At 63.1% G+C, this 26,913-nt stretch carries 6 protein-coding genes; all 6 read right to left on the bottom strand.

What is annotated here, in order from left to right:
* Positions 1-7 precede the first annotated feature (7 nt).
* The 6 genes from AAGR22_RS01690 to AAGR22_RS01715 all read right to left on the bottom strand — a co-directional run bounded on the left by AAGR22_RS01690 (position 8) and on the right by AAGR22_RS01715 (position 26,883).
* The gene (locus tag AAGR22_RS01690; RefSeq protein WP_345829909.1) at positions 8-5,821 is read right to left on the bottom strand and encodes an amino acid adenylation domain-containing protein; all 5,814 of its coding nucleotides are present in this window, start codon (positions 5,819-5,821) and stop codon (positions 8-10) included.
* A complete protein-coding gene (gene fabD, locus AAGR22_RS01695) occupies positions 5,818-7,803 on the bottom strand; it encodes an ACP S-malonyltransferase (RefSeq protein ID WP_345829911.1) in 1,986 nt (661 codons plus the stop codon). The genes AAGR22_RS01690 and fabD overlap by 4 nt, the downstream gene beginning before the upstream one ends.
* Positions 7,804-7,873: 70 nt before the next feature.
* A complete protein-coding gene (locus AAGR22_RS01700) occupies positions 7,874-8,155 on the bottom strand; it encodes an acyl carrier protein (RefSeq protein ID WP_067710183.1) in 282 nt (93 codons plus the stop codon).
* A 22-nt stretch (positions 8,156-8,177) separates the two neighbouring features.
* Positions 8,178-9,422 carry an aminotransferase class I/II-fold pyridoxal phosphate-dependent enzyme gene (locus AAGR22_RS01705; protein WP_345829914.1) on the bottom strand — a complete coding sequence of 415 codons (1,245 nt, stop codon included), beginning with the start codon at positions 9,420-9,422 and terminating at the stop codon, positions 8,178-8,180.
* A 20-nt stretch (positions 9,423-9,442) separates the two neighbouring features.
* The gene (locus tag AAGR22_RS01710; RefSeq protein WP_345829916.1) at positions 9,443-10,462 is read right to left on the bottom strand and encodes an NAD-dependent epimerase/dehydratase family protein; all 1,020 of its coding nucleotides are present in this window, start codon (positions 10,460-10,462) and stop codon (positions 9,443-9,445) included.
* Positions 10,459-26,883 (bottom strand): SDR family NAD(P)-dependent oxidoreductase, encoded by a 16,425-nt coding sequence (locus AAGR22_RS01715; protein WP_345829918.1) that lies wholly within the window; start codon positions 26,881-26,883, stop codon positions 10,459-10,461. The genes AAGR22_RS01710 and AAGR22_RS01715 overlap by 4 nt, the downstream gene beginning before the upstream one ends.
* Positions 26,884-26,913 lie beyond the last annotated feature (30 nt).

Consider the following 26,913-nt stretch of genomic DNA (forward strand, 5'->3'; position numbering starts at 1 on the left):
AGGGTCTTCATAAGCGCGTCTCCGTCAGCTCAACGGTTCGGGCCGCGAGGTCGGCCAGAACCGGGGTATCGAAAAGTGTGCGTATCTCAATGCTCAGCCCGCGCTGGCGCAGCTGTTCGAGCAGCCGCACGGCCAGCAGCGAATAGCCGCCGAGTTCAAAAAAGTGATCCTGCCGTCCCACCTGCTCCACGCCGAGCAGCGTTTCCCAGATGGCGGCCAGGGTGGTTTCCATCGCGCCCTGCGGTGGCTCGTACGCGCGTCGGGCAAAGGCGGTATCATCCGGCAGCGGCAATGCGCTGCGATCCGTCTTGCCGTTGGGGGTCAGCGGCAGGGCGTCGAGCGTCACGAAGGCCGCCGGCACCATATAGTCCGGCAGCGCCGCCTGTAGCCAGTGGCGTAGCGCCAGGCGGCTGAACGGCACCCGATCTCCGTCGGCCTGGGCCGGCACCGTATAGGCCACCAGCTGCGGCTGGCCGCCGGTATCGGGTTGGGTCACCACCACGGCGTCACGTACGCCAGGGTAGCTGAGCAGGCGGGCTTCGATTTCGCCCAGCTCAATGCGATGCCCGCGCAGCTTCAACTGGTGGTCGGCGCGGCCCAGGTAGACCAGTCGGCCATCCGGCATAAATTTTGCGAAGTCGCCGGTGCGATAGAGTGACGCGCCGGTGGCAAAGGGATTGGGGATAAACCGCTCCGCCGTCAGATCGGGGCGCTGATGATAGCCGCGCGTCACGCCCTCGCCGCCGATATACAGCTCGCCCACCGCTCCGGCTGGCACCGGTTCGCCGTGCGCGTCCAGGAGATAAACCTGGGTGTTGGCGATCGGATGACCAATCGGCTGGCTGAACAGCGCCACATCCTCTGCCTTTACGCGATTACAGGTTGACCAGATGGCGGTTTCCGTCGGCCCGTAGAGGTTCCACAGCGACGCCCCCCAGGCATAAAGGCGCGTGGCGAGATCGCTCGGCAGCGCCTCGCCGCCGCAGAGGATTTTCAGCTGCGGGCAGGGGGCGGCGCGTGTATCCAGCAGCGCACGCCAGGTGGTCGGCGTGGCCTGCATAAGGGTGATGTCGGCGGTGGTCAGCAGATGATGCAGCGCCCAGGGGTCCATCCCCTGTTCGCGGCTGGCCAGCACAACGGCTGCGCCGGTCATCAGCGGCAGGTAGAGTTCCAGCGCGGCAATATCAAAGGAGATGCTGGTGACGGCAAGCAGCCGATCCGCGGGCGTCAGGGTAAACAGCGTCTGCATGGCGGCGAGGAAATTCACCACCTGGCGATGCTCCACCATCACCCCTTTTGGCCTGCCGGTCGAGCCAGAGGTGTAGATCACATAGGCCAGATGGCGGGGGTTCAGCATCTGCACTTCCGGGCAGGCGACGGGCAGCCCAGCCCAGCGATCGCCATCCTGTGCCAGGTCGACCAGCCTGACGCTCGTCGTCTGCGCCGTCTGCGCCGTCGCGAAAAGCTCGCGCCCGCGTGCATCGACCATCAGTACGGCGGGCGCGGCATCCTCAAGGATCCAGGCCAGCCGCGCGGGGGGATATTCCGGGTCTAGCGGCACGTAGGCCCCGCCCGACTTGAGCACCGCCAGCAGCGCGACCAGCATTGATTCACTGCGCCCGGTGCAGACCGCAATGCGCGTATCCGGCGTGACCCCCAGCGATATCAGGTAGTGCGCCAGCCGGTTCGCCCGCTGGTTGAGTTCATCGTAGCTGATCCGGCACGCCCCCATTTGCAGGGCGAGAGCCAGGGGCTGGCGCGCGGCCTGCCGCTCAAACAGCTGGTGGACGGTGGCATCCGTCGGGAAGGGCGCGGCCGTATCATTCCAGGTTTCCAGCAGCCGCTGACGCTCCTCCGGCGGGAGAATGTTCAGTCCGCACACTGGCGTGTGGCAGGATGCTGCCGCAGGCGGGGCGAGGACCCCGTCTTCCAGCGCCGCTGCCAGGCTGAGCAGGCTCTGTCGATAATAGCCAAAAATGCGCTCTGGGCAGAGGGCGCCGACCGCCTGCACGTTAACGGTAAACCCATTGCCCGCGTCATCGACGGAGAGAGTCAGCGGGTAGTGCGTGCCTTCGGTAAAACCGTGCCAGATCGCACCCTCCTGCTCGAGAGTGCCGGTCACGCTGGTCTCTGTGGGACGGTTGTGGCGATAGTTGAACAGGACGCTGAACAGCGGCGTGGGGGCCGCGATACCGCTGGCCTGCTGGGCAAGCGACAGGGGCGTCTGCTCATGATCCATCAGCCCGGTCAGGCGCGCATGGGTTTGATGGACGGCGCTCACGGCGTCCACGCCGCCCAGATCGAGCCGCAGCGGCAGCGTATTAATGCACGGACCCATAATCAGCTCGCCGTCCGCCAGCTGCATACGGCCGGAGAGAAGGGTTCCGAAAACCACGCTGTCGCGGTTGCTGGCGGCCGCCAGAACCCTGGCCCAGCCCAGATGGCACAGGCTGCTGACGCTTACGCCCAGATGCCGCGCCCGCTCGCGCAAACGCGCAGCCAGGGGGGCCTCAAGCGCGCGGCTGAACTCAATCAGCCGCTGCCCGTCAGCATGGCCGCTTTGCAGATCAAACGGCATCGTCGGCTCATCAATATCCGCCAGCATCTGCGTAAAAAACAGCTGCTGACGCCGGGCATCATCGTGCAGCCGCCGCTGGGCGACCTGCTGACGGAACTGCCGGGCGGGCGGCAGTGCGTCGCCCTGGCCGTGAAGAAATACCTGAATATCGGCGAGCAGAATTTGCAGTGAAAAGATGTCATCCACCAGATGGTGGATGGAGAGCAGCATCTCCCAGCGGGCCTCTGTCGGGTCGTAAGCCACCGCGACGTGCAGCAGCGGGGGCCGTGACAGGTCGATGCGGTTTTCCAGCGGATCGACGAGCGACCTGAGCTGCGCCACGGCGGGGGTATCGACAACCGCGCTCAGCTCGGTGACGTGCAGCCGTGCGCTGCGCAGCACCACCTGCGCGGGCGTTTCCAGCCCCTCCCAGATAAAAGCGCTGCGCAGGATGTCATGTCGGTCAATCACCCGCTGGATCGCCGCCAGATAGCGCTCCAGGGTATCCCGCCGGGTAAATGAGAGATGGCCCACCTGGAGATAGGGGTCGCCCTGCTCATTCAGCAGGTGATGGAACAGAATGCCCTCCTGTAGCGGCGTCAGCGCATAGATGTCCTGAATGCTGGCCACGCCGCCCGGGGTCCGGGCCACAATCAGGTCAATCTGCCGCTGAGTGAGATCGATAAGCGGCAGCAGATCGGGGGTGATCACCGTCGTTGAGGGAGTAATCAGCTCAGGCAGCAGGGCATCACCCAACGGCACCGCCTCCTGCTGACGGATACGACCGGCCAGGTCCGCCAGCACCGGGTAAGCAAACACCGTTTGCACGTCGGTATGCAGGTTCTGCTCACGCAGCCTGGCGGAGAGCTGCATCGCCAGCAGCGAATGGCCGCCCAGCCTGAAAAAGTGATCCTGCCGTCCCACCTGGCGGATGCCGAGCAGCGACTGCCACAGATCCGCCAGGGTCGATTCGATACCGGCTCCGGGCGCCTGATAGTCCTGGCGTTCCCGGTCGTTCTCTCCCGGCGCGGGCAGGGCTTTACGGTCAATCTTGCCGTTGGCGGTCAGCGGCAGCGCGGGCATCAGGACAAACGCCGCCGGGATCATATAGTCCGGCAGCCGGGTCGCCAGCTCCTCGCGCCAGCGGGCGACCGGAGGCTCTCCGTCGGCTGACGCCGGCACAACCCAGGCCACCAGGCGCATCTCCCCGTCTGCGGCCGGAAGGGCCAACACCGCAGCCTCACTGACCGTTGCAAGCGCGGCAATCTGCGACTCGATTTCACCCGGCTCCACGCGGAACCCGCGCAGCTTGATCTGGTGGTCACGTCGCCCGATGAATTCAATGCGGCCATCGTCCAGCCAGCGGCCGGTATCGCCGGTGCGGTAGACCTTTCCGCCGCTTATCCAGGGATCGGCAATAAACAGTTCTGCGGTCAGCGCCGGGCGATTGATGTAGCCCGGTGAAACGCCTTCGCCGCCGATCCAAATCTCACCGGTGAGGCCCGGCGGGCAGAGCTGGCCCATGCTGTCGACAATATAGAGGCGGGTATTGGCAATCGGGCGGCCTATGCTCAGGCGGTTATCCCCGCCCTGCTCAAAGCCCTGCATCCACGCCGAGGACATAATTGTGGTTTCGGTCGGACCATAGCCGTTGATATAGCGGCAGCGCCCGCTCCACTGTGCGATCAGCTCGGCGGTGGGGGCCGAACCGGCGGTCAGGATGGTCATGCCCTGCGGCACGCGGGCCGGATCCAGCTGACGCAGATAGGAGGGAGGAAAGGCAGAAAAACGAATAGCGTTGGCGACCATGTACGCCATCAGATCCGGCGGATTATGGATCAGCGCATTCGACAGCAGATGCAGCTCGCAGCCGCGCGTCAGGGTGCCGAAAATTTCGCCCGCTGACGCATCAAAGGTGTAGGGCGCGAACTGGGTGATCGCCTCTCCGGCGGTGAAAATGCCGGTGCTGTCGCACCAGGCGCAGAAGTTAATCAGGTTGCGGTGGGTGATCTCCACGCCCTTCGGGGTGCCCGTGGTACCTGAGGTATAGATGATATAGGCCGGGGTGTGCGCATCAACGGCGTCCCGCGTGTTCACCGCGATTTCTTCCTGCGTCTCTTCGGCGTAGTCATCGACAAACAGCAGGGTGTGGGCGTCATCAGCGGCAAAATGTGCCCGGTCGGCGCGGCGCGTCAGCGTCCAGTTGACCTGCGCATCACGCAAAATAAACGCCCGCCGTTCGGCAGGCGCGTCCACTCCTACCGGCACATAGGCCGCGCCGAGTTTGATTATCCCCAGCATTGCGGCGATCAGCTCCGGCGTTTTCTCCATGCTCAGGGCCACGCGATCGCCCCTGACCACGCCGACGCGGCTAAGCCCTGCTGCAATCTGCCCGGCACGGTCGGCAAGCTGGCGATAGCTGAGACGGAGATCGCCCGCCACCAGCGCCGTCGCCTCGTTGCGGGCCGCGGCCTGTGCCGCAAATAGCGTATACAGCGAGCAATCCCGCGCGATATCCAGCCCGGTTGCGTTCCAGTCATGGATCGCCCGTGCCGTTTCTGCCGCGTTCAGCAGCGACAGCTCGCCGACCCGTTGCCCGGCGTCCTGCACCATGTTGGCGAGGAGCTGCTGCACACGCTCGAGAAGCATGCGCGCCCCGTCTTCGCTGAACGCCTCCCGGTCATAGCGCAGCGTCAGCGACATTGACGCCCCGGTATGCAGGGTAAGGTGGAGTGGCGCAGTGCTGGCGATGCCGTGGGGTGCCGGTAGCGGGTCGTTATGCAGTGGCGCAGTGCTGGCGATGTCGTGAGGTGCCGGAGGCTGGCCGTACAGTGCTTCGGCGCGGCTTCCGTTCCCGATGCTGACCCGCGAGGCGTAACGCATCGGCTCCTGCACCCCGTCGGTACGGTCCGGCAGCCCATCGGCGCTGCTGGCACGTCGCGGCGGATAAGGACGCAGCTGCGCGTCAATCTCCTGTAGCCATTCGGCCAGCGGACGGTTTGCCTCCGGACGCAGGCGCAGCGGGCTGGTCCCCGCCGTACCGGCAGCGGGATAGCCCAGGATCACCTCATCCTCGCCGCTATACTTGCTCAACAGCAGGCCCCAGGCGGCGATCAGCAGGGCGTCCAGCGCCATAGATTCAGGATGCGCCAGTGCGCTCAGCGACGCCCGCAGCGCAGGCGACACCGGCATCGTCAGCAGCGGCATTGTTGTGGAGGAACAGGACGTATTCTGTCCGAAGGATGGATTCTGCTCGAAAGTCATGCGCCTTGCTCCCTCTCTGACCAGCCCGACAGGCTTTTAACGCTGTTCACCAGGGCAGAAACCGTTTCAACGTTTCTGCCGAACTGGTTGATCGCCGCGCGGTGCTGAAGACGGTCGGCAAAGCCATATTTAAGAAAGGTCGACAGGGTGCCCGCCGGGCCAAGATCGATGAAACAGGTATTCTCCCGTCCGGGCATCCCGTTGACTAAGCCATAGAAATCAGCCGGTTCCCGTACCACCCGCCAGAACCGGTTGCTGTCCCAGCGCTCAACGGACGTCCCCTGCATGACCGAGTAAACCGGCAGTCGGGCAGGGTGGCAGGTCAGCGTGTGTGCAAAGGCGCAGAACGCCTGCTCAATGGCATCAACGCCCGACGAGTGAAAGGCGTGTTCAACCGGCAGCAGCAGCGAGACGATCCCCTGCTGGCTCAGGCGCTGTTTTACCGCCAGCAGGCTTGCCCGCTCGCCGCTAACCACAAAGTTTTTCTGGAAGTTAATGCTGGCCAGCTCGCTTCCCTGATAAATTTCGGGGTGCTGGTGGAAGTGCGTCACGGGGCTGAGGACGCTTAGCATGCCGCCATCCTGCGCGTGCTCTTTCAGCAGGCTCGCCTGGCACACCACCATATTCATCGCATCCTCAAGGCTGAGTACCCCGGCCACGGTCGCCGCGACGTATTCGCCCAGGCTGTAGCCCAGCACGTCGTCAGGTTCGATCCCTTCGGCCTGAAGCAGGCTGGTCAGACTGAAACCGAGGCTGAACAGCGCCGCATGGGAGAGCATCACATCAGAGAGTGGATTTCGCCGCCGGGCCTCGTCATAGAGCGGTGCCAGCAGGCTGCTGCCGGTATGCTGGTGAAACAGGGCATCACACCTCTCCATGGCGCTGCGGAACGCGCTGTTTTGCTGATAAAGTTCCAGGCCCATGCCGTAATACTGCGATCCCTGCCCGCTATACATAAACACCAGGCGCGGCCTGCCCGGCACGGCGTTGGCATCCGCTGTCGCTGGCTGCGTCGACTGGGCATTCGGTGCTGCTGCGCCCGCTGGCTGCGTCGACTGGGCATTCGGTGCTGCTGCACCTGCTGGCTGCGTCGACTGCGTACCCGGTGCTGCTGTACCCGCTGGCAGTGCCATCGGCTGCGCTTTGATTTTTGCGAACAGCTGGGTTAGTACCTGACCCGGCCCGATCTCGCTCTGCTCGACGTCACCCTGCGCCAGCAGGCGCGAAAGACTTTCGTACCAGCGCACCGGCTGGCTTATCTGCCGCGTCAGCAGCGGCAGATAATCAGTCTGCGGATAGGGAAGGGACGTGTAGTTGGAAATCACGCGCGCCGTGAGCGGATGAAAGGTAAAGCCCGAGGCCGCCTCGCTGAACTGCGCTTCGATATCGTGCATATAGCGGGAGTGAAACGCGGCGCTGACGTTCAGCTTCACAAAGCGCGCTCCGGCCCCGGTGAACAGCGACTCACAGCCAGCGATGTCGTCGTACAGGCCAGAAATCACCGTCTGCTGGGCGCAGTTTACGTTGGCGATATCAATGCCGGAAAAGGATGAGGAGGCCAGCAGTTCAGCCACTTGCAGTCGATCGATGCCGAGGATCGCCGCCATTGCGCCACGCGGTGCCGCTGACATCAGCGCGCCGCGCGCCTTCACCAGCGACACGCCGGTAGCAAAGTCAAAGGCCCCGGCGGCGAACAGCGCGGCAAACTCACCCAGACTGTGGCCCGCGTAGGCGTCAGGCAGCATCAGGCCCGCTTCGCGCTTTGCCAGAAACCCAAGCGCGGAAACTGCAAAGAGCGCGGGCTGGGTGAATGCGGTTTCGTTCAGCACGCCCTGCGGGTCATCAAGGCAGAGCTCGCGCAGCGAATAACCGAGCACGCTGTCGGCTTCGTCGACCCGCGTGGGAAAACGATCGAACAGCGCCTTTCCCATCCCTTTATGCTGCGATCCCTGACCGGGAAATACCCAAATTGAAGAAGACATGAGTCGCCTATTACCTTTTCCCAGAATAATAACCAGGCGCCGCCTGGTTATTCCGTCACTAGCCTGTGGCTCAGGACCCGAATGCAGAGGCTTGCGCCTCCGCAGGCAGGTGCTGTTGAATAACCCGAATCAGGTCGCCCAGCGTGTAGATATCCCGCTTCTCGCCATCATTGACTCTGATGTTTAGCTGCTTCTCGATGCCGTACCAGGCTTCGAGCATCTCCACCGAGTTCACCCCCAGCTCACCGCCGAGGAATGACTCCATATCCACCGTTTCGGGCGTAAAGCCGGTCTTCATAATCTCGTTGATGATGTCGAGCACCACGGCCAAAAGCTCCTGCTGACTGCGCATTTCAATCCCTCTTTATCAGTGTTTAAATCGCATCGAATTCGCGTGCGGCATCAAGGATGATCTCTACCGCCTGGTCTATCTCTTCCCGCGTATGGGAGGACATCAGCGACAGCCTCAGCCGCTCTTTATCGGGCGGAACCATCGGGTATTCCATGATGTTGGCGAACAGGCCTCGCTCATAAATCAGACGATTGATATTCCCGGCCACGCCGCTTTTACTGAAGAAAATGGGGATAATCCCGGCTTCGCCGCGAATGATATTGAAGCCGTTTGATTCCAGCCGATCCTGCATGTAGCGGACATTCTCATGCAGGCGCGCCATGCGTTCAGGCTCGTTTTCCATCACATCCAGCGCGGCAGAAATGGCCGCCACGGTCGGCTGTGCCAGACCCGAGGTAAACAGATAGGGATAGGAGAAGTTGCGCAGCATAAAGATGTACTCATTGCTGCCGGACACAAAGGCGCCCTGCGCGCCGAGCGACTTACTGCAGGTAGACATCCGCAGGTCGACCTGACCCAGCAGATCGAGATGCTCAAGCGTGCCCTTGCCGGAGCGTCCCAGCGTACCCAGGCCGTGCGCGTCATCGAGGATGGTGATGATGTCGTTTTTGCGACAGATCTCAATGTAGCGCTTAAGATCGATGATCGAACCGTCCGTGGAGCGAACGCCCTCGACGGTTGAGAAGATCTGCGCACCCGGTTTGGATCGCTCGCGAATTTTCGGCAGCAGCGCTTCAAACTCATCAAGACGTTCCGGATCGAAGGTGAAGAAAGGCACGCCGGTCATCCTGATGGCATTCACCACGCTGGCGTGGCTGTTCTGGTCATAGATGATGATATCGTTACGATTCATCAGCCCGTTCACCCAGCAGAGGTTGGCCATATAGCCGCTGGGTAGCAGTACGGCATCCTGATGCCCGGCCAGCGCGGCCAGGCGTTTTTCCAGCGCCTTATGCTGTCGGGTGTAGCCTGAAAATGCGGGCGATCCCCCGGTGCCGATGCCATATTTCTCTACCGCGTCAATCACCTTCGCTTTGATATAGGGATGGTTAGCCATGCCAAGATAGCTGTTCGATCCAAATACCAGCACGTCGCGGAAGGTCTCGTCGCGCAGATCCTTATACTGCATCCTCGCATCGACCGGTCCCGAACCCTCGCGCCCTATCATCAGGCCCTTTTCGACCTCTTTCTGGTACGCGCTATATTTCAGTTCGACGCGCTCCCTGAAGGGTTTGCGCTCAAGTTCAATCAGTTCACGGAAATCCATTAATACGACACCTTAGAGGGTTACTCTTTCACGGAGGATGTTTCAGGTTGCCCGGATGCAATAAAGCCATTGGCCTCATACCAGGAGGCACAGTCGCTTACCATTCGGCGCAGGGAAGTGGGCTGATAGCCCAGTTCGCGCTCTGCTTTGGCGCTGCTGAAGTAATAAACCCCGCCGAATACGCGCAGACGATAGGCATCGACTACCGGTTCGCCGCGCACCAGCCAGGGGAGTTTTTCCTGCAACAGCGTTTTCAGCCAGAAACGCGAATAATGGGTTTGCGGGATATCCACCTTACGCAGCAGGACCGATTCGATTTTGGCGATCAGCTCGGTATAGTGCGCGTTGGTTCCGGCAATGATGTAGTTCTCGCCGCTGCGACCGCGCGTCAGCGCGCTGACGTGCGCCTGGCCGACATCGGCGGCGGAGCAGAAGCTGGCGCCGCCCGGCGGCATAAAGGGGAGCTGGTTGTGGTAAACCGCCAGCACCATACGCCCCCACTGCATGGAATAATCAAATGCGCCCAGCACTTCGGCGGGATTGAGGATCACCGCAGACAGCCCGCGGTCGCAGGCGCGGCGCACCAGCGTCTCGGCGCGGAGTTTGCTGATGGCATAGGGATTGCCCGCGCGAAAACCGCGCAGCGGCGTCTCTTCGGTCGCCAGGGCGTACGGGTCGTTACGGGCACCAATGGTTGACGTGGTGCTGGTATAGACGAGGCGTGCGATACCGCTCTCCAGCGCCGCGTCGGTGACCGCATGGGTGCCTGCAATATTCGCCGCTTCCAGCAGCGGCCAGTCACGACGGTTACTGCTGGTATTCCCTGCCGTATGGATCACGGCGTCATGCCTCTCTATCGCCGTACGCAGCGCCACCCGGTCGTGCAGCTCTCCCTGCAACAGGTCGACGCCGAGAGGCTTAAGGAAGGTCAGATTGGAGGTGGGACGCACCCAGGCCGTCACCTGATGACCCGCCGCCAGCAGCGCGGTCACCACGTTGAGTCCGACGAACCCGTTCGCACCCGTAAGCAATACTTTCATTGGGCCTGCTCCTGCGGATTAAGTTGTTCAAGCGTGTTCCAGAAGGCTTTTCGCCCTTCGTGTTTGCTGCGCATCGTCAGCGCTGCCGGGTTGCGGTCAGGGTGGCTGGCGAGTCCTTCAAGCAGGATCTCAAGCTGCTCCAGCAGCGGCTCCAGCGGTGCGGCAGGCAGATTGTCCGCCCGATAACCCAGGCGTAAATGCAGGCCATGTGCCTCAACCTGGACCCACAGCGCCAGATGCAGCGTGGGGTGAGCGGCGAAAAGATCATCAACCAGGCGAGCCTCACTGGCGCTGACAGTAGCCGTGGCGGGGACGGTGTCTGTGGCGGGGTCGGTCAGGATTAGCGCGCTTTCAAACGGGGCGATGCCGCGCGTCCACGGCGCAATCTGTCCTGGCGCGGTGCCAGCATGATCGAGGCGCTGTGCAAGCTGTTCCTCTATGGCCGCGAGCCAGGGGGCGATCTTCTGTCGCCCGACGGCCTGGATCCTCACCGGCAGGGGGGTTAGCGGCGATTCGCGATCCGATCCGGCGGATCGCAGCCAGCCGAACTCCGGGGCGGTGGCTTTCGTATGGCGGTTGATCAGCAGCGCCCAGCCTGCGGCGATCAGCGTTTCCAGGCTTATTTCCAGACGCTGCGTGCAGGCCTGCAGCACCGCCACGGTATCGCTACCCGGCTGCCGCTCCACCAGACAATGTCCGGCTAACGTGCGGAAAGCGTCCTCCTGGCTTTCCCCGGTGATAAGGCCCAGGGCGGTCAGCAGCGAGCCTGACTCCGTGCAGCTTGCTGTTTCGCTCGTCCAGAACGCTTTCAGCTGCTTTTTGCTCAGCGCCACGGCTTTGCGGTCGCTTAGCCGGGAAGCAAACCACGCCTGAGGAAGCGCGGGGCCCTCAATCGCCCCGGACACCGGAACCGGCACCGCAGCAGAGGCCGTTTCATCGGCTGCTGCCCGGCGCGGCGCGTCAACACGCAGGGCGGCATAGAGGTCGCACAGCTCGCTTGCGAAGGGATAGCCAGGAAAGGCCACGCGCTGACGCGGGGCATCGCGGTATAACAGCATCCAGTCAACGTCACAGTCGCGGCACCAGAGCGCCGCCACTCGCGCAAGCTGCTGCGTTTGCACCAGTTCGCGGACAAAGCTTTTTCCTGCCTCACCGGCGATCAGCTGCGAGACTTCGCTCCGCTCGCGCACGTTGCCGCTGTAAATGTCAGGGTTTGCCTGGCCGGCGTCAGGGTCGGCAATAAAGGATCCCAGCTTCGCCAGCAGGTCACTGCTGCTGGTTGCCACCACCGCCAGCCGGTTTTCAAAGGCGACTCGTCCGGTCTGGCTGGTCCAGGCGAGATCGGCCAGATTCAGCCTGCTGCCCTGCACCTGCACAAAGTCCCGCAGGGCGCTGGCATAAGCGGTCAGGCGTTCAGCCCGGCGCGCGGAGAGCACCACAATCTGCGGGGTGACATCCCTGTCGCTGCCCGCAACAGGCTGCGGCGCGTCGGCCTCTGGCGACTCCACAACGACAAATGCGGTGGAACCGCCCATGCCGAAGGAGTTGATCCCCGCCAGGCGGGAACCTCGCGCATTGCGGCTCCAGTCGCACGCCTCACGCGGGAAGGTAAAGGGCGATGCCTGATGATCGAAAGACGCGTTGATGTGGGTCAGGTTTGCGCAGGGCGATATCCGCCCATGCTGCATACTTAACAGCACCTTGATCAGCGAACAGATGCCGGATGCGGCCTCCATATGCCCGAGGTTCGCTTTCGTTCCCAGCGAGCAGAACTGCGAGGCATCCGTCTGCCGACGCAGCGCATTAGCCAGCGCCTTCAGCTCAATGGGGTCACCCAGCTCGGTCGCGGCACCGTGGCTTTCGATATAGGTCAGCTCACGGATATCAATTTGCGCTTCGTTCAGCGCCCGGCTGGCCGTCTCTTCCATCACTGCCAGGCTGGGCATATATTGCCCGGCACCGGTTCCCGCGTGGCCGATGCACGAACCGCGCAGCACGCCGTAGATATGGTCGCCATCCTCCCGCGCACGGCTGAGCCTTTTTAGCACCACCATGCCGGATCCTTCGCTGGGGATCAGCCCATCGGCCCGATCGTCAAAGGTGCGTTCGCTGCCGTGCGGCGACAGCACTTTCATATTTTGCAGCAGCATATATTTGCTGGGGTGCAGGCTGAGGTTGATGCCGCCCGCCAGCGCCATATCACACTCGCCGCCGAGAATGGCCCGCCGCGCAAGGTGCACGCTGGTCAGCGATGAGGCACAGGTCGCCGCGATGCTAAGACTCGGCCCGCGCAGATTCATCAAAAAGGAGATGCGGTTAGCCAGCTCGCTGACCACGGAACCCGCACCGGGATAGACGCCCGTTTCCGCATACAGGCCGGACATAATCCAGGTGAAGTCCTCGTTCATCGCGCCGACGTAAACGCCGACCTGCTGCGCCCTGAGCGACGATGGCGTATAGCCCGCATCCTCCAGCGCGTGCCACGCCGAGCGCAGCAGCACGCGTACCTGGGGATCAAGGCGGCTGGCCTCCTCAAGCGTCATGCGGAACATATCGGGATCGAAACGATCCGCATTGTCGAGGAAGCCGCCGCGATTGACGTAGCGCGGGTTCCCGTTATTATCCGCCCGGACCGTCCAGCGCGCCTGTGGAATGGCGCTGAGGCACTCTTTGCCCGCCTGGATGTTGTCCCAGAACGCCGCCAGGCTGTCGGCACCGGGGAATTCTCCGGCAAGGCCGACAATCGCCACCGCCTCGCTGTCGCTCTGCACGTTGGCGGGTAAGGAGGATGTCGGCACAAAGCGCGAACGCAGGATGTGGTCGGATTCGCTACGCTTACCGGCATTCTGTGCGATTTTCGCTACCGTATCGCGGCGTTGTCCGGCAATTCCTGACGTATTTGCTGCGCGGCTGCGATGTTGTCCGGCGATTTGTGCCGTATTCACTGCGGTTGCGCGGCGTTGTCCGACAATCTGTGCGGTGTCCGCTGCGGTGGCGCTTTGAGCCGCAGACAGGGCGGCCTGTGGCTGTGCCGCCGCTGCTTGCGGTGGCAGGCCTGCGCCATAGCGCTGGTGCAGGTGTGCGGCGAGCTTCGAGGTGGTATCAAACTCAAAGGGTGCCGTTTTCGAGAGCCCGTCATACTCTTTTTCCAGCAGCGCGCGCAGCTCCATCAGCATGACGGAATCCATACCCAACTGCTCAAAGGTGGCATCCACGGCGATCTCGCTGGCGGGCATTTTAGTGATCGCCGAGATATGCACCCTGAGCGCGTTTTCAGCCTGAGTCAGGGCACGATGTTGTGCTGCCGAAGCTGCGTCGGTCGAAGCCGCCGCGTTATGCGATGCGGGCGCGGAGTCCTTATAAGCCATCGCGCTATGCGCCGCCGCCGCACCGCCATGAGCCACCGCGCGATCTCCCTGCGGTTTCGCCGTATCGGCCCGACGTGGATGGGCCTGGATACGCAGGGCGCGGGCGATTTTGACGCGGTCGCCGACCATCACCAGCAGCTCAGGGCGCTGTTCAAGCAGGGCGCGCCTGAGGGCATCAATACCGGCATCTGCCTCCAGCGCCGCCATGCCGGAAAACTCAAACAGCGAGACATCATCGGCGGTGATATCCATCTGCCCGCTGGCCCACAGCGGCCAGTTGACGGAAAGGCTCTGGCCGGAACGCAGGCCCTGACTGACCATTGCGGTACGCCAGACGGCATGACTGTCCATAAACCGGTTGCCTGCGGCATAGGCACCCGAGCCGAGATCGCCCAGCACCGCCGAGACAGAGGAGAAGTTGACGAACAGGGCGAGTGGCTCCTGCGCCGTAGCGCGATCGAGTGCGACCAGGCCATCGACTTTAGGGCCAATCAGCGCGGCAAACTCCGCATCGTCCAGCTCGGTGACAGGCGTGGCGCTGGCGACGCCCGCGCAGTGAAGCACGCCATTCAGCGAGCCAAATGTCGCTTTCGCCTGTGCTACCAGCGCGTCGGCACCGCCCGGCTGGGCGATATCCGCGGCGACGTAGCACACTTCCGCACCCTGCTCGCGCATTATCGCCAGCTGCTGCTGGACGGATTCACCCGGCTGGGCAGCGCGCCCGCTTAACACCAGGCGCGCCTGATAGTGTGACGCCAGATAGCGGGCCATCAGCAGGCCCAGCTTGCCTGCGCCGCCGGTGATCAGATAGCAGCCCTGACGGACAAATGGCAGGCGCGCATCGTCGTTTGCGACCGGAGGCGTTATTTCGCTGAGCTGGCGCTGGTAGCGTTTGCCGCCCCAGTACGCCAGCTCCAGCCCGGCTTCGGATGCGGAACGCTGCACGAACTCCCGCCAGACGCATCCGGCCAGCGCGGCGCTGTCCCCGGCATCGCTGCGCAGCGTAAACAGCTCAAAGCGGTGGTTGATGGTCAGCAGCGAGCGTGCATAGCCGCTCAGCGCGTCATTCTGCGGTTCGGCCCGGTGCGGCTGTGCAACATACAGGCTGGCGCAGCGCAGGGCCTGGCCCGGCTTCACCCGCTCCAGCGCAACGAACAGCGAGCGCAGCGTCTGCAGGCCGCTATGCAGCCGTGCGGCACAACCGTCGTCCAGCAACGGGTCAAAGTGCGTATCCGCGCCGGATGCCTCAACGATATGGCTGGGCCAGAGCTGCTGTGCGTCGAGCTGCGCGCACAGCGTCTGCATGCTGGCGATCGACAGCGGATCGGCGCTGAACCGGTGCGCATCATGCTGAACAAACTCACTGCCTGGCGTCACGGCAATGACCCTGGCGCTGTCGCCATAAAGCCCGCGCAGGGCCTCAGCCAGCGAGGGATCCTGACTGATGACCAGCACCTGGGGCACGGCGGCGTTACCGCTTCGCGAACAGGCCAGGTCACCGCCTGCCGACCGGGCGGCGGGCAGGGGCGATTCAACCCAGCTATAGCCATAGAACTGCACCGCCTGCTGCGCCGGAACGGCGTTCGCGCTGTTGCCATCGCTGCTAATATTGCGTTCGTTGCTGTCACTGCTGTCACTGCTGTCACTGCTGTCACTGCTGTCACTGCTAATATTGCGTTCACTGCTGACTCTGCTGTCACTGCCGGTCAGCATCCGCGCCGCAAAGTCCGTCAGTCGGGCCAGCACGCGGCCTTCGGTATCCATCAGCGTAATATCGAACTTGCGCACGCTGCTGTTAAGGTCGTCGTCCTGGGTGCGCGACTGCGCCGGGGTGACCCAGGCATAACACTCACGGCCCAGCGGATGGCGCAGCGCCAGTTCGCCGAGGAAAAACGGCACCATCGGCAGGGTGTAGCCAGACGGCTCCAGCCCGACCGCCAGGCAGGTGCGCAGCGCACCGTCCAGCAGGGAAGGGTGCAGGTAAAACGCATCGGCCGTGGCGGCAGCGGTCTCCGGCAGGCAGAGGTGGCTTAGCGCCGAGTCGGCGAAGCGATAGCGCTCACGCGTCACCCGGTAGCTCGGGCCATAAGCAAAGCCCATTTGCGCAAATTCAGCGTAGAACGCGGCCTGGTCATCCTCGCGTTTCCCGGCGGCGCGCAGCGCGGCAAGGTCGATCCATTCGTCCGCGGCGTCAGACGCGTCGGGGTAATACACCACCTCTGCCTCTATGGCCAGCTGGTGGGTGGCGAGGTTTAGCACCTCCACGCGGACGCTCTCACCGCCCTGATGCGCCAGCCCGACGTCAATATCCACGGGCGTACCCTCTACCTCGACGGGCGTCATCCACATCAGATTGCGGATGGCGCCGACCCTCCAGCCGTCATCAATCGCCCGTTCGCCCGCCGCCCGCACCATTTCAAGCCAGGCCGAGCCAGGCAGTATCATCCGCGGCTCGCCGGTATCAATCACATGGTCGCGAAGATAGCTTTCCCGCCCGGTAAACTGCTTGCTAAATCCCTGACGTGAGAGCGTCGAGATATTTTCGTCAAGCAGCGGATGCAGCGCGCTGGCGCGGCCCTGACCGGGCTGAGCGGAAGGCAGTTCCAGCCAGTGCCTGCGCGTTATCAGCGGCAGCGGCGGGAAGGAGACGCGCCGCACCGCGCCCGGCGCGGAGGCGCTGTCAAACAGTGGCCTGGCGTAGCGATCCCAGCTGAGGTCCAGCGTGGTGGTCCACAGGCGGGCAAGCCGGGTCAGCTGCCGCGCCTGAACCAGGCTATCTACCAGTTCATCAAGCTGCGCCGCCGCCAGGATCGTATCCAGCCGGTCGTTGCTGCCGACCAGTCGCCCACGGTAGAGCTGCGTGGCCGCGCCTTTATCGCGGTACTGCTCAAGCTGCGTGAGGAGTTCTCCCGCGCTTCCCGTCACCACCGCCAGACGTTCGGTCATGGCATCCCGCCCAATCAGCGAGGAGTAAGCCAGCGACGCGAAGTCGGGCGCGGCGTCAGGGTCGCGTGCGATGCGGCTCAGAAAAGCGATCATCCGCTCCACATAGCGCGCCAGACGCGCGTCGCTGTCCGCCGAGAGGACAAACAGCCGGGGTTCAGCAGCCGCACTGGCGAATGAGGCAGGGCGCGGCCCCTCTTCAATCAGGACGTGCGCGTTTGATCCTCCGGCACCGAACGCGCTCAGGCCCGCTCGTCGCGGCAGATCGGGCGTCGACTCCCACTTCTCAAGCGCGCGTACCACGCGGAACGGCGAGGCGGTAAAGTTGATTTTCTCGTTGAGCCTGTCGGCATGCAGCGACGGCACCAGCCTGCGATGTCGCATTTGCAGCAGGATTTTGGTCAGCCCGGCGATACCCGCAGCGGACTCCAGGTGGCCGATATTACTTTTCACCGATCCGATGCGGCACTGGCCTGGCTGAGGCTGCTGCGCGCCTCCCGTTTCAGCCGAAATGCGCGAGAAGGCCTTCGTCAGACCGGCGATTTCAATGGGATCACCCAGCGAAGTGCCGGTGCCGTGCGCTTCGATATAGCTCAGCGAGTCAGGCTGCCAGCCCGCGCGCTGGAACGCCGTGCTGACGACCTGGCTTTGCGCGGCCTGATTCGGCACCGTGAAGCCGCTGGTTTTGCCGCCGTGATTGATGGCCGTGGCCTTGATGACGCCATAAATCTGGTCACCGTCTTCCAGCGCCTGCTGTAGCGGCTTGAGCAGCACGGCGCCCATGCCCTCTCCCGGCACGTAGCCATCGCCACCTTCACCGAAGGCGCGGCAGCGGCCGTCGCTGGAGAGGAACTGGTTCTGACCCAGCTGGTAATATTTCATCGGATGGACGATGAGATTGACCCCACCCGCGATCGCCATGTTGCAGTCACCGCTGTGAATGGCCTGGCAGGCCATATGCAGGGCGGTCAGGGATGATGAACACATCGAGTCCAGCGCGACGCTGGGACCGTCAAGGTTGAAGTAGAAGGAGACGCGGTTGGCTACCGAAGAGTGCAGCGCCATCGCCCAGCCCGACTCGTGCTGTTTGGCGGTGGTCTCGATAAACTGATACTGGCCCCACATGACGCCAACGTAGACGCCGACCTGCGACCTGCTCAGCGCCTGGCGCGAATAGCTGGCATCGGAAACGCACTCCCATGCGGTTTGCAGGAAAAGCCGCTCCTGGGGATCCAGCAGCTCCGCTTCGCGCGGAGAAATATTGAAATACTGGGTATCGAACTGGTCGATATCGTCAATAAATCCGCCCCACTTGCTGTACACCGAATCCTTGCTTCCCCGCTCGGGGGAGTAGTGTTCGCTGACGTCCCAGCGCGACAGCGGGATTTCCGTGATGCTGTCCTTTCCGGCGCAGAGGTTGGCCCAGAACTCCTCAAGGTTGCGGGCACCCGGATAGCGGCCACTTAGCCCGATAACGGCGATATCCTGCCGGGCCTCCGTTTCCTGCGGGCTTAACCCGGCGTGTCGCTTCAGCGTGTCGGCACGGGATGAATTCAGCAGCTCCGCCAGGCTCAGCCGCAAATGCGGCGCAGACGCGGGCGCGCTATGCGCCGAACGCGTATTTGTTGCCGATGAGGCCGTGGCGGAGCGCGGCGTATTTGCACTGGTCGCCGGAGAGGTGCTGGCGGAGCGAGGCGTATTTGCGCTGGCCGCCGTAGAGATGCTGGCGGAGCGCGTCGTCTGCGCACTGGCTTTCGCCGGGTCATCGGCGTCAATCTCTGCCGCCCAGCTATCCAGGGTCGTGTGGAAATAGAGATGGTTTGCGCTGACGCCAGCGAAATGCCTCTCCAGCTCGGCCTGAAGCCGGATCTGGCTAATGGTATCCACCGGCCACAGGTACAGCGGGGTTTGGCAGGTACAGCCTGCCGCCGCAGAGTCCAGCGCCGCCGTCATGGCCGCGAGCAGGGTATCGCGCGTTCCAGGCAGGTCATCGGTGATGACAGACAGAAGATCGCGCGTTCCAGGCAGGTCATCAGGCGACCCCGCCGCCCCTGATAATGGGTTCAGCGCCGGTTTATCCGCAGCATCCATTGCTATCAGTGGCGACAGCGGTTTACCTGCTGCCTCTGCTGCCACCAGCGATAGCACGGGTGCCGCTACCGCTACCCTGGCGGCCGCTGGCTGCAGGGCGGCGGCCTGGTCGCCGCAGGTCTCAATCAGGAAGTCGGCCAGCGAGGCGAGGTCTTCGTATTCGTAGAACAGCGTTTGCGGCACCTCTCCGAACGCCGCCGTAAGCGTTTCGTTCAGTGCCAGAATCATGATTGAATCCAGACCGTAATCGGCGAGCAGCGTCGTGGCACTCACTTCTCCCGCATCAAGCCTGGTTACCTCGATAACCCTGGCGATCAGCAGGTTAAGGACGCTCTCGCGGGGCGAGTCCGCCGCAGGCAGAACGGTAGCTTTCGCCTGCGGTGCCGCCGCCACGGCGTGAAGCGGCGCAGCCGCCGTCGCGCCAGGCGGTCGGTTTGTACTGTGTGATATGTCCGTGCTGTGCGCGATGCCTGTGCTGACCGCCCGGTTGGCACTGTGCGATATACCTGCGCTGACTGCCCGGTTGGCACTGTGTGACGCATCCGCGCTGGCCTGAAGCCCCAGGTGGGGGGCGAGCTGGGTCTGTAGCCGTTCGATCCTGACCACCACGCCGCCTGCGCTATCGAGCAAATCGATATCGTAGTGGGTGGCGGTAGCGCCTGCCGCCTGGGCGGTATGACGGCGCGCCCAGCTATAGCAGACGGCGTTAACCGGGCCGAACACCTGCAAGCGCGCCAGCGCAACCGGGACCTCAATGACGTTTTTCGCCGCAGTGAGGCCACCGATGCCTAATACCGTGCGGAATGCCCCATCCAGCAGCGACGGCGGCAGAATAAACGGCTGTAGCAGGGGAACCCTGTTCAGCCCGCCGGGGAATTTCAGCTCCGCCAGCGCCTCGTCGGCACTGAACCAGAGGCGTTCGAGGATCTGGAACGCCGGGCCAAAGGTGAAGCCACGCTGGGTAAACTCAGCGTCCAGCTCAGTGCGTTGCAGCATCTGGCCGCCGTCAAAAAAGCGATTAAGATCAACCGCCGGGGGCGGCGATGCGGTGCCGGGACTCAGCCGTCCGCGCGCGCAGGTGTGTCGGTGTTCCGCCTCGGTGCGGTAGAGGTCAAACTCAAGCCCACCGCGCGATGGCAGCAGGGCAATGCCAATCTCAAGCGAGCCGCTGACCGCAACGGGTCGTAGCCATTGCACATCCTCCACCTGCGACAGGGCAGGCAAATCGCCCGTCGCGGGCAGCGCGTTCCCTTTCAGGGCGAGTTCGCTGGCGGTTAGCGCCATTTCAATGCAGGCGGCACCGGGCAGGATGCGATTCTCGCCCAGCCGGTGGTCATTTAGCAGGAATTCATCCGCCCGCAGCGTTTTGTGAAAAGCCTGTTCGGCAAGGGTAGAAATATTGCTATCAATCAGCGGATGCAGCGCGGCGGTGCGCGGTGTTGCAGGGGCGGCCGGCGCCCAGCAATCCTGACGCTGGAAGGCGTAGCCGGGCAGCGAGACGCGTCGACGTAAATGACCGGCGTGCAGTGCGTACCAGTCGACGGCGTGGCCATTCGTCCAGGCCTCACCCAGCGCGCCAAGGCGGCCCTGGCGGATCCACTCGGCCAGCGGCGGCGTGTTCGTCGCCTGACGGGCGTTATCACGATGGCCCGTCATCAGCCCGGAGAGATGCTGCTGCGTAAAGGCGCGCAGCGCTTTGACGGCATCCCCGGCTTTCTCCGCCACCAGCGCCAGCCGGTGTTCGTGTGCAACGCGCCCAACCTGGAGCGTCCAGGCCGCGTCCTGTAGCGACAGGTCAGGATGCTGCTCAATAAAGGTGGCCAGCCGTTCGGCCATCGTCAGCAGCGCCGCTTCGCGACGGGCAGAGAGCACGATAAGCGCGGGCTGGCCCGTCTCATCCGCTGCGCGCAGGGGTTCAGCGTACTCCTCCACAATCATATGCGCGTTGCTGCCGCCGGCACCGAAGGCGCTAATCCCGGCGATGCGCGGCAGCTCGCGGGGAACGGCGGTGCCTCCCTCTGAGAGGCCGTTCACCACCGGGCGCTGCCACGGGGCCAGCGTCTGCTGAACGTGGAAGGGACCGCTCTGAAAGTCGATAAAAGGGTTGATAACCTGTGACTGAATGGAGGGCACCAGCGTCTGATGCTTGAGTTGCAGCAGCACTTTGGTCAGGGATGCCATCCCGGCAGCCGCCTCCAGATGCCCGATATTGGCCTTGACCGAGCCAATGGCGCAGCGGCCGGCAGGTTCGCCCGCCACGGTGAAAGCCTTGTTCAGCCCACTGATTTCAATAGGATCGCCGAGTTTCGTTCCCGTTCCGTGTGCTTCAACGTAGCTGATATGGCGCGGGTCAACGCCCGCCGACGCCAGCGCATCCGTCACCAGATCGGCCTGGCGTTTCGCATTCGGCACGGTGAAGCCGGACGCTTTCCCGCCGTGATTGACCGCGCTGCCGCGGATCACGCCGTAAATAGAGTCACCATCCGCCTGCGCCTGCGCGAGGGGTTTAAGCACCACCGCGCCGACGCCTTCACCCGGGACATAACCGCTGCCACCTTCGCCAAAGCTGCGGCAGCGCCCATCCGTCGAGAGGAAGTGCATATTAGAGAGCAAATGGTACTTGTACGGATGCAGGGACAGGTTGACGCCGCCCGCGATGGCAACCGATATCTCGCCGCTGCGAAGGGCATTGCAGGCCAGATGGATGGCGGTAATGGAGGAGGAGCAGGCGGTATCGATCGCCAGGCTCGGGCCGGAAAAATTGAAGAAGTGCGAAACCCGATTGGCCACCGACCAGTAAGAGGAGTGCGATGTGGTCCACTCCGCCTCGGGGCTGGTGACCGCGTGAAGCTGATAGTCGCCCCACATAATGCCGACGTACACGCCGACGCGGTTTTCCTGCCCGCGCAGCGGGGAGGCCAGCCGGTCAGCGGTATAGCCTGAATCCTCAATGGCCTGCGCGGCGGTTTCCAGAAAGAGCCACTCGTTGGGATCCATAATCTCCGTTTCTTTCGGGGAGATATTGAAATAGCGTGGGTCAAAACGCCCGACGTCGGAGAGGAAGCCGCCCCAGCGGCTGTAGCTTTTACCGGGCGTTGCCGCCCCTGGCTGGAACCAGCGCGCCTCTTCCCAGCGTTCAGCAGGGACCTCAGTCACAGAATCACGTCCCTGGCTCAGGTTCTGCCAGAACTGCTCAAGATTTTCTGCTGCGGGATAGCGTCCGGCAAGGCCGGTAATGGCAATGTCCCCCTCATAGCCGTGCTGCGTTTTTAACGCCGCCTCCGCTGCCCCGGCGGAGGCCGCGCTGTCCTGTCGTGCAGGGCGCAGGGATACCGCGGATCCCTGCTGGACAGGACGTATGGATGCGGCCGTGTCCTGTGGGGCCAGGCGTAAGGCGGCAGCGGTCGGGGCGGCAGGGGGAGCCGTCTCAGGCAGCAGCGCGCAGCAGGCCTGCTGATAATTGTCGACCAGAAAGCGGCTCAGTTCTTCCATCGTGGGATGCTCGAAGAACAGCGTCATAGGCAGCGATTTGCCAAATACCTTTTGCAGCTCGCTGACCAGCTCTATCGCCACCACTGAATCGAAGCCGTAGTCACGGAAGAAGCCGTTGCGCTCGAAATGCGGCGGGATGCGCAGCCGACGGGCAAACAGGTCGGAAAGATAGTCAACCACCGTATCCTGCACCGCAAGCGGCTCGTCGTGGCCCTGGGGTTCACTGACCGGCGCGGGGTCGACCACGTTCAGCGCTTCCGCGATGCGCGCGGCATCCCCTGGCATTACCACCACCTGCGAGGCGCGGCTGTTGAGGGCATATTCGAAGATGGCGGTGCCTTCATCGGTCAGCAGCGGCACAATCCCGAAATGGCGGTTCAGAATGGCCTCTTCCTTGTCGGTGAGGCGCATACCGCCCTCTTTCCAGTAAGGCCAGTTGATCGACAGCGTTTTGCCGGTGCGTTCACCCCGCTGCTGGAGCCGGTTACGGTGGCTGGCGAAATAATCCTCAAACGCGTTGCCAAAGGCATAATCGCACTGGCCGATATTGCCCAGCACGCCGGTAACGGAGGAGAACAGGGCAAAAAAGTCGAGCGGACAGTCCTGCGTTTCGGCATCCAGCAGCCAGCTTCCCATCAGCTTCGGCGTGATAACCCGTTTAAAGGCCTCCGGACTCTTGCGCAGAATGAAGTTGTCTTCAATCACGCCCGCCGAGTGGATAATGCCGTTAAGCGCGCGGCCCGACTGGCGAACGCTGTCGATCAGGCGCTGTACGTCATCGCGCTCGCTGATATCACAGGCGACATAGTGGGCGGTTCCCCCCTGTTCGGTCAGCGCGATCAGCTGCTGCTGCTGTTTTTCACCGGGCTGCGAGCGGCCGCTCAAATAGACGGTGGCATCAAAGCGCGAACAGAGGAAGCGGGCGAAGATCAGGCCCAGCCCGCCCAGCCCACCGGTGATCAGGTAGGTTCCCTGCTGGCGCAGCCTGACCGGCTCACAGAGCGACGGATTCACGCTGGACTGGGCGGCGCTGGCAGTGTGTGGCCACATCTGGTGTGCAACAGGCAACTGCGCCTGGGCGGCAAAGCGGCGCACCAGGCGCACGCCCTGCACGTAGCGTACATCGGCCTCTTTTGAAGGGTCGCTAAATTCGTTGCTGATAAGCGCCGCCAGTCGTGCGGCGTCGTTTTCGCCCTCACAGCACAGTACGCGGCCCGCGTAGGCCGGTTTTTCAATGCGCAGGGTGCGATAAAAACCGCTGAGGGCTTCGACATCGGGCAGGCGCGGGGTAACAAGATGAAGATGAATAAAGCGTACGCTCTTCACCTTGCGCATCAGCGCCCGGGTTAGCGCAAACAGGCTCTCCGGCCCGGCGCACAGGCGCGCAGCAAAGTCCTCTTCGGCAAGCGTGGGGGCGGCCCACAGGATACGATCCAGCGTGGCGCCCTGCGCCAGCAGCCCATCAACCGCCGAGATAAAATCTTCACTGTTTCCCGGCCGCACAGAGACAACGCCCTGTTGAGTCCCGGTGTTGGCCGCGGATGCAAACTGAATTTGCTGGATCTGCGGAGGGGTTTCCCCCTGCGCCAGCAGGCTGGCGAGCCGTTCAGTATCCTGCGCTGCACCGATAATCAGCACCTGGCGGAGCGGCGCTTCTGCCTCTGTCGCCGCCTGTGGGATCCACCAGGGCTGGTAAAGGCTCTCCGCTTCATGAGGGGTCAGAGAGGGGGCGGCGGCGCGATGTGCGTTTTCCTGCGCGGCACGCTCCCCGGACAGGCGAAGCGTAACGCCATAGAAACGCAGCGCGATCTGCTCCGGGTTCGCCGCATCGGCCAGGCTGATATCTACCCTGGCCACGCCTTCGCTAAGCGTATTTTCTCCCGCAAGCGTGACGGTAGCCGTCATCGTCGCGCTACAGGAGCCCAGCACCTCCAGCCTCTCCAGCGCAAAGGGAACGATCGGGCCGTTCAGCTTCTCGTCCGGCTGCACGGCGTCCAGCATTCCGGCGACCCAAATCACCGCGGCCTGTAGCGCACCATCCGCCAGGCTGGGGTGAATAACCCAGTTGGCAGGGGCGGCCGTCCCCCGGGCATCAGGCAGCGCCAGGCTGGCGACGCAGGTACGCGGGCCGGCAGCAAGCTGACGCAGAGCGGTTAACCCCTCGCCGTAGTGCATTTGCAGTGCATCGAGCTGTTGGTAGCAGGCTTCCGCATCCAGCAGGCGCACGCCGCTATCACTCTCCGCACGCGGGGATGCGTCAGGCGCAGCTCCCTCCACACGCGGAGATAAGTCAGACGAAATCCTCTCCGCACGCGGAGATGAATCTGGCGCGATCCCTTCTGCCGCTACCGTTCCCTGGCAGTAGAGGGTGTCGTCGCTGCCGAGGATCTGAAAGCCCCAGTGCGCCGCTTCCTGCGGGTCCAGCTGAACGTGCAGCTCCTGCGACGCGTTTCGATACGTCAGCGGTCGTAGCCAGGCCACCTGTGAAAAACTCAGCCGGTGGTCATTTTTCAGCGTGGCCGCATCGGTGAGGGCGGCGCGAACCAGTTCCAGGTACATCACGCCCGGCAGGACAGCCTGTCCGGCGATCTGGTGATCGGCAAAAAAGAACTCGTCCCCCTCAAGCTGCCCCTGATAGCGGGAGCGCCCGCCGTCAGCCCTGCGTCTAAGCCGGGCGGGCAGGGCGGCGCGCGGTGACGCGGCGCGGCAGGCTGTCGGGATCCAAAAATGGCTGCGGGTAAAGGGATAGCCGGGCAGCCCGATTGGGCGGAAACGCGCCTGCTTAAACAGCTGGCCCCAGGTACCCTCCGCCCCGCGCTGATAGCAGTCGCACAGCCGTTGCAGGAGTGCTGCAAACGCGGCCGACTCCCCCGCTACGCCGACGATTTCATCGAGCAGCGCGGCCGCTTCGACGCTGGCTTGCTCTGCCTCCTGCCTCGCGTGCTCGGGCACCTTAAGCGGGCCGGGGGCGATAGCGCTTTCCAGCGCGGCGATCAGGCCCGGCACATCGCGGGTTACGCAGCTAAAACGGCAGGCGAAGCTGTCGCGACGCGTCAGCAGCGTGGTACTGATATCGGCCAGCGGCACAGCGGGATTTTCACTGAGCCAGTGCGCAAGATCCCGCTGGCTTTGCAGCAGCGCCTCCGGCGTTTTTGCCGACAGCGCGATCGGGTAGTCGCGATACGCCGCAGGCTCATCTGCCGCGAGCCCGCGATCGGCATCGGCAGGCGGCTCTTCCAGCACCAGATGGGCATTGGTGCCGCCAAACCCGAACGAACTGACGCCCGCGCGCAGCGGCGTGTTCGGCTCGATTCGCGCCCAGTCACTTACCCGATCCACGAAGAAGAACGGGGTGGCGGTGGCGTCAATGCGGGGGTTCAGCGCCGAAAAGCTGCGCAGCGGGGGCAGCCTGCGGTTTTTGAAGGCCTGCAACACCTTGATGATCCCCGCCACGCCTGCGGCAGCCTCGAGGTGGCCGATATTAGATTTTGCCGACGTCAGGCCACAGAACGCCTTTTCCAGCGAGACCTTCTGCTGTTCCGCCAGGGTACCAAATGCCCTGACCAGCCCCTCGAACTCAATGGGGTCGCCCTTCGGGGTGCCCGTGCCGTGTGCTTCAATCAGGCCAACAGTATTGATGGGAATGCCCGCGCGCAGATGGGCGTCTACTATCACGTCAGCCTGCGCAGAGGCGCTGGGGTAGGTGAGGGTGTAGGTCGAGCCGCAATGGTTTATCGCGCTGCCTTTGATCACGCCGTGGATATTGTCGCCGTCGATCAGCGCCTTATCTAAAGGCTTAAGCAGCAGCACGCCAGCGCCTTCCCCCCGCACGTAGCCATCGGCTTCGGCATCGAAGGAGTGGCAGGCACCGGTTGGCGACAACATGCCCATTTTTTCAAAAGAGGTGTGCCGGGTCGGCGTGAGGATAAGGTTTATCCCCCCGCTGATGGCGATGTCGCAGTCACCGTGCTGAATGGCCTGGATCGCGCTGTGAATTGCGCTCAGCGAGCTGGAGCAGGCCGAGTCGATCGGCATGCTTGGTCCGCGAAAATCAAAAAAGTGTGAGATGCGGTTAGCAATAATCGAGGTAGCCGTGCCGGTGGCATGGTGCGCCTCAACAGGGCTGCCAGCGTTTTCCTGTAGCTCTTTGTAATCGTTGTTGAAAACGCCGATAACCACGCCAACCTTGCTCCCCCTCAGCGTGGAGGGAGGTATCCCGGCATCCTCCAGACAGGACCAGGTGAGTTCCAGCATAATCCTCTGTTGAGGGTCCATGGTTTCAGCAACTTTTGGAATAACGCCAAAGAATTGGTTGTCGAAACAATCAATTCTGTCCAGAAAAGCACCCCACTGCGACCGAGCGCAATCAGAATAATCATCTGAATTTTTCCTTAAATCTGAACTATTCCAGCGCAGTCCTGATGTTTCAGTAACAGAATTACGATGGTTTATGACATTATTCCAAAATTCGCTATAATTTTTTGCATCAGGAAATTGACAAGAAACTCCAATGATTGCTATGTCCATTTACTTCTCATTGATTAGGTTGACAGGTGG

The organism is Erwinia sp. HDF1-3R (genome assembly GCF_039621855.1).
GTDB lineage: Bacteria > Pseudomonadota > Gammaproteobacteria > Enterobacterales > Enterobacteriaceae > Erwinia.

Coding starts and splice junctions, on each gene's coding strand:
- AAGR22_RS01690 (WP_345829909.1), bottom strand. CDS start 5,821: ATGACTTTCGAGCAGAATCCATCCTTCGGACAGAATACGTCCTGTTCC.
- fabD (WP_345829911.1), bottom strand. CDS start 7,803: ATGTCTTCTTCAATTTGGGTATTTCCCGGTCAGGGATCGCAGCATAAA.
- AAGR22_RS01700 (WP_067710183.1), bottom strand. CDS start 8,155: ATGCGCAGTCAGCAGGAGCTTTTGGCCGTGGTGCTCGACATCATCAAC.
- AAGR22_RS01705 (WP_345829914.1), bottom strand. CDS start 9,422: ATGGATTTCCGTGAACTGATTGAACTTGAGCGCAAACCCTTCAGGGAG.
- AAGR22_RS01710 (WP_345829916.1), bottom strand. CDS start 10,462: ATGAAAGTATTGCTTACGGGTGCGAACGGGTTCGTCGGACTCAACGTG.
- AAGR22_RS01715 (WP_345829918.1), bottom strand. CDS start 26,883: ATGGACATAGCAATCATTGGAGTTTCTTGTCAATTTCCTGATGCAAAA.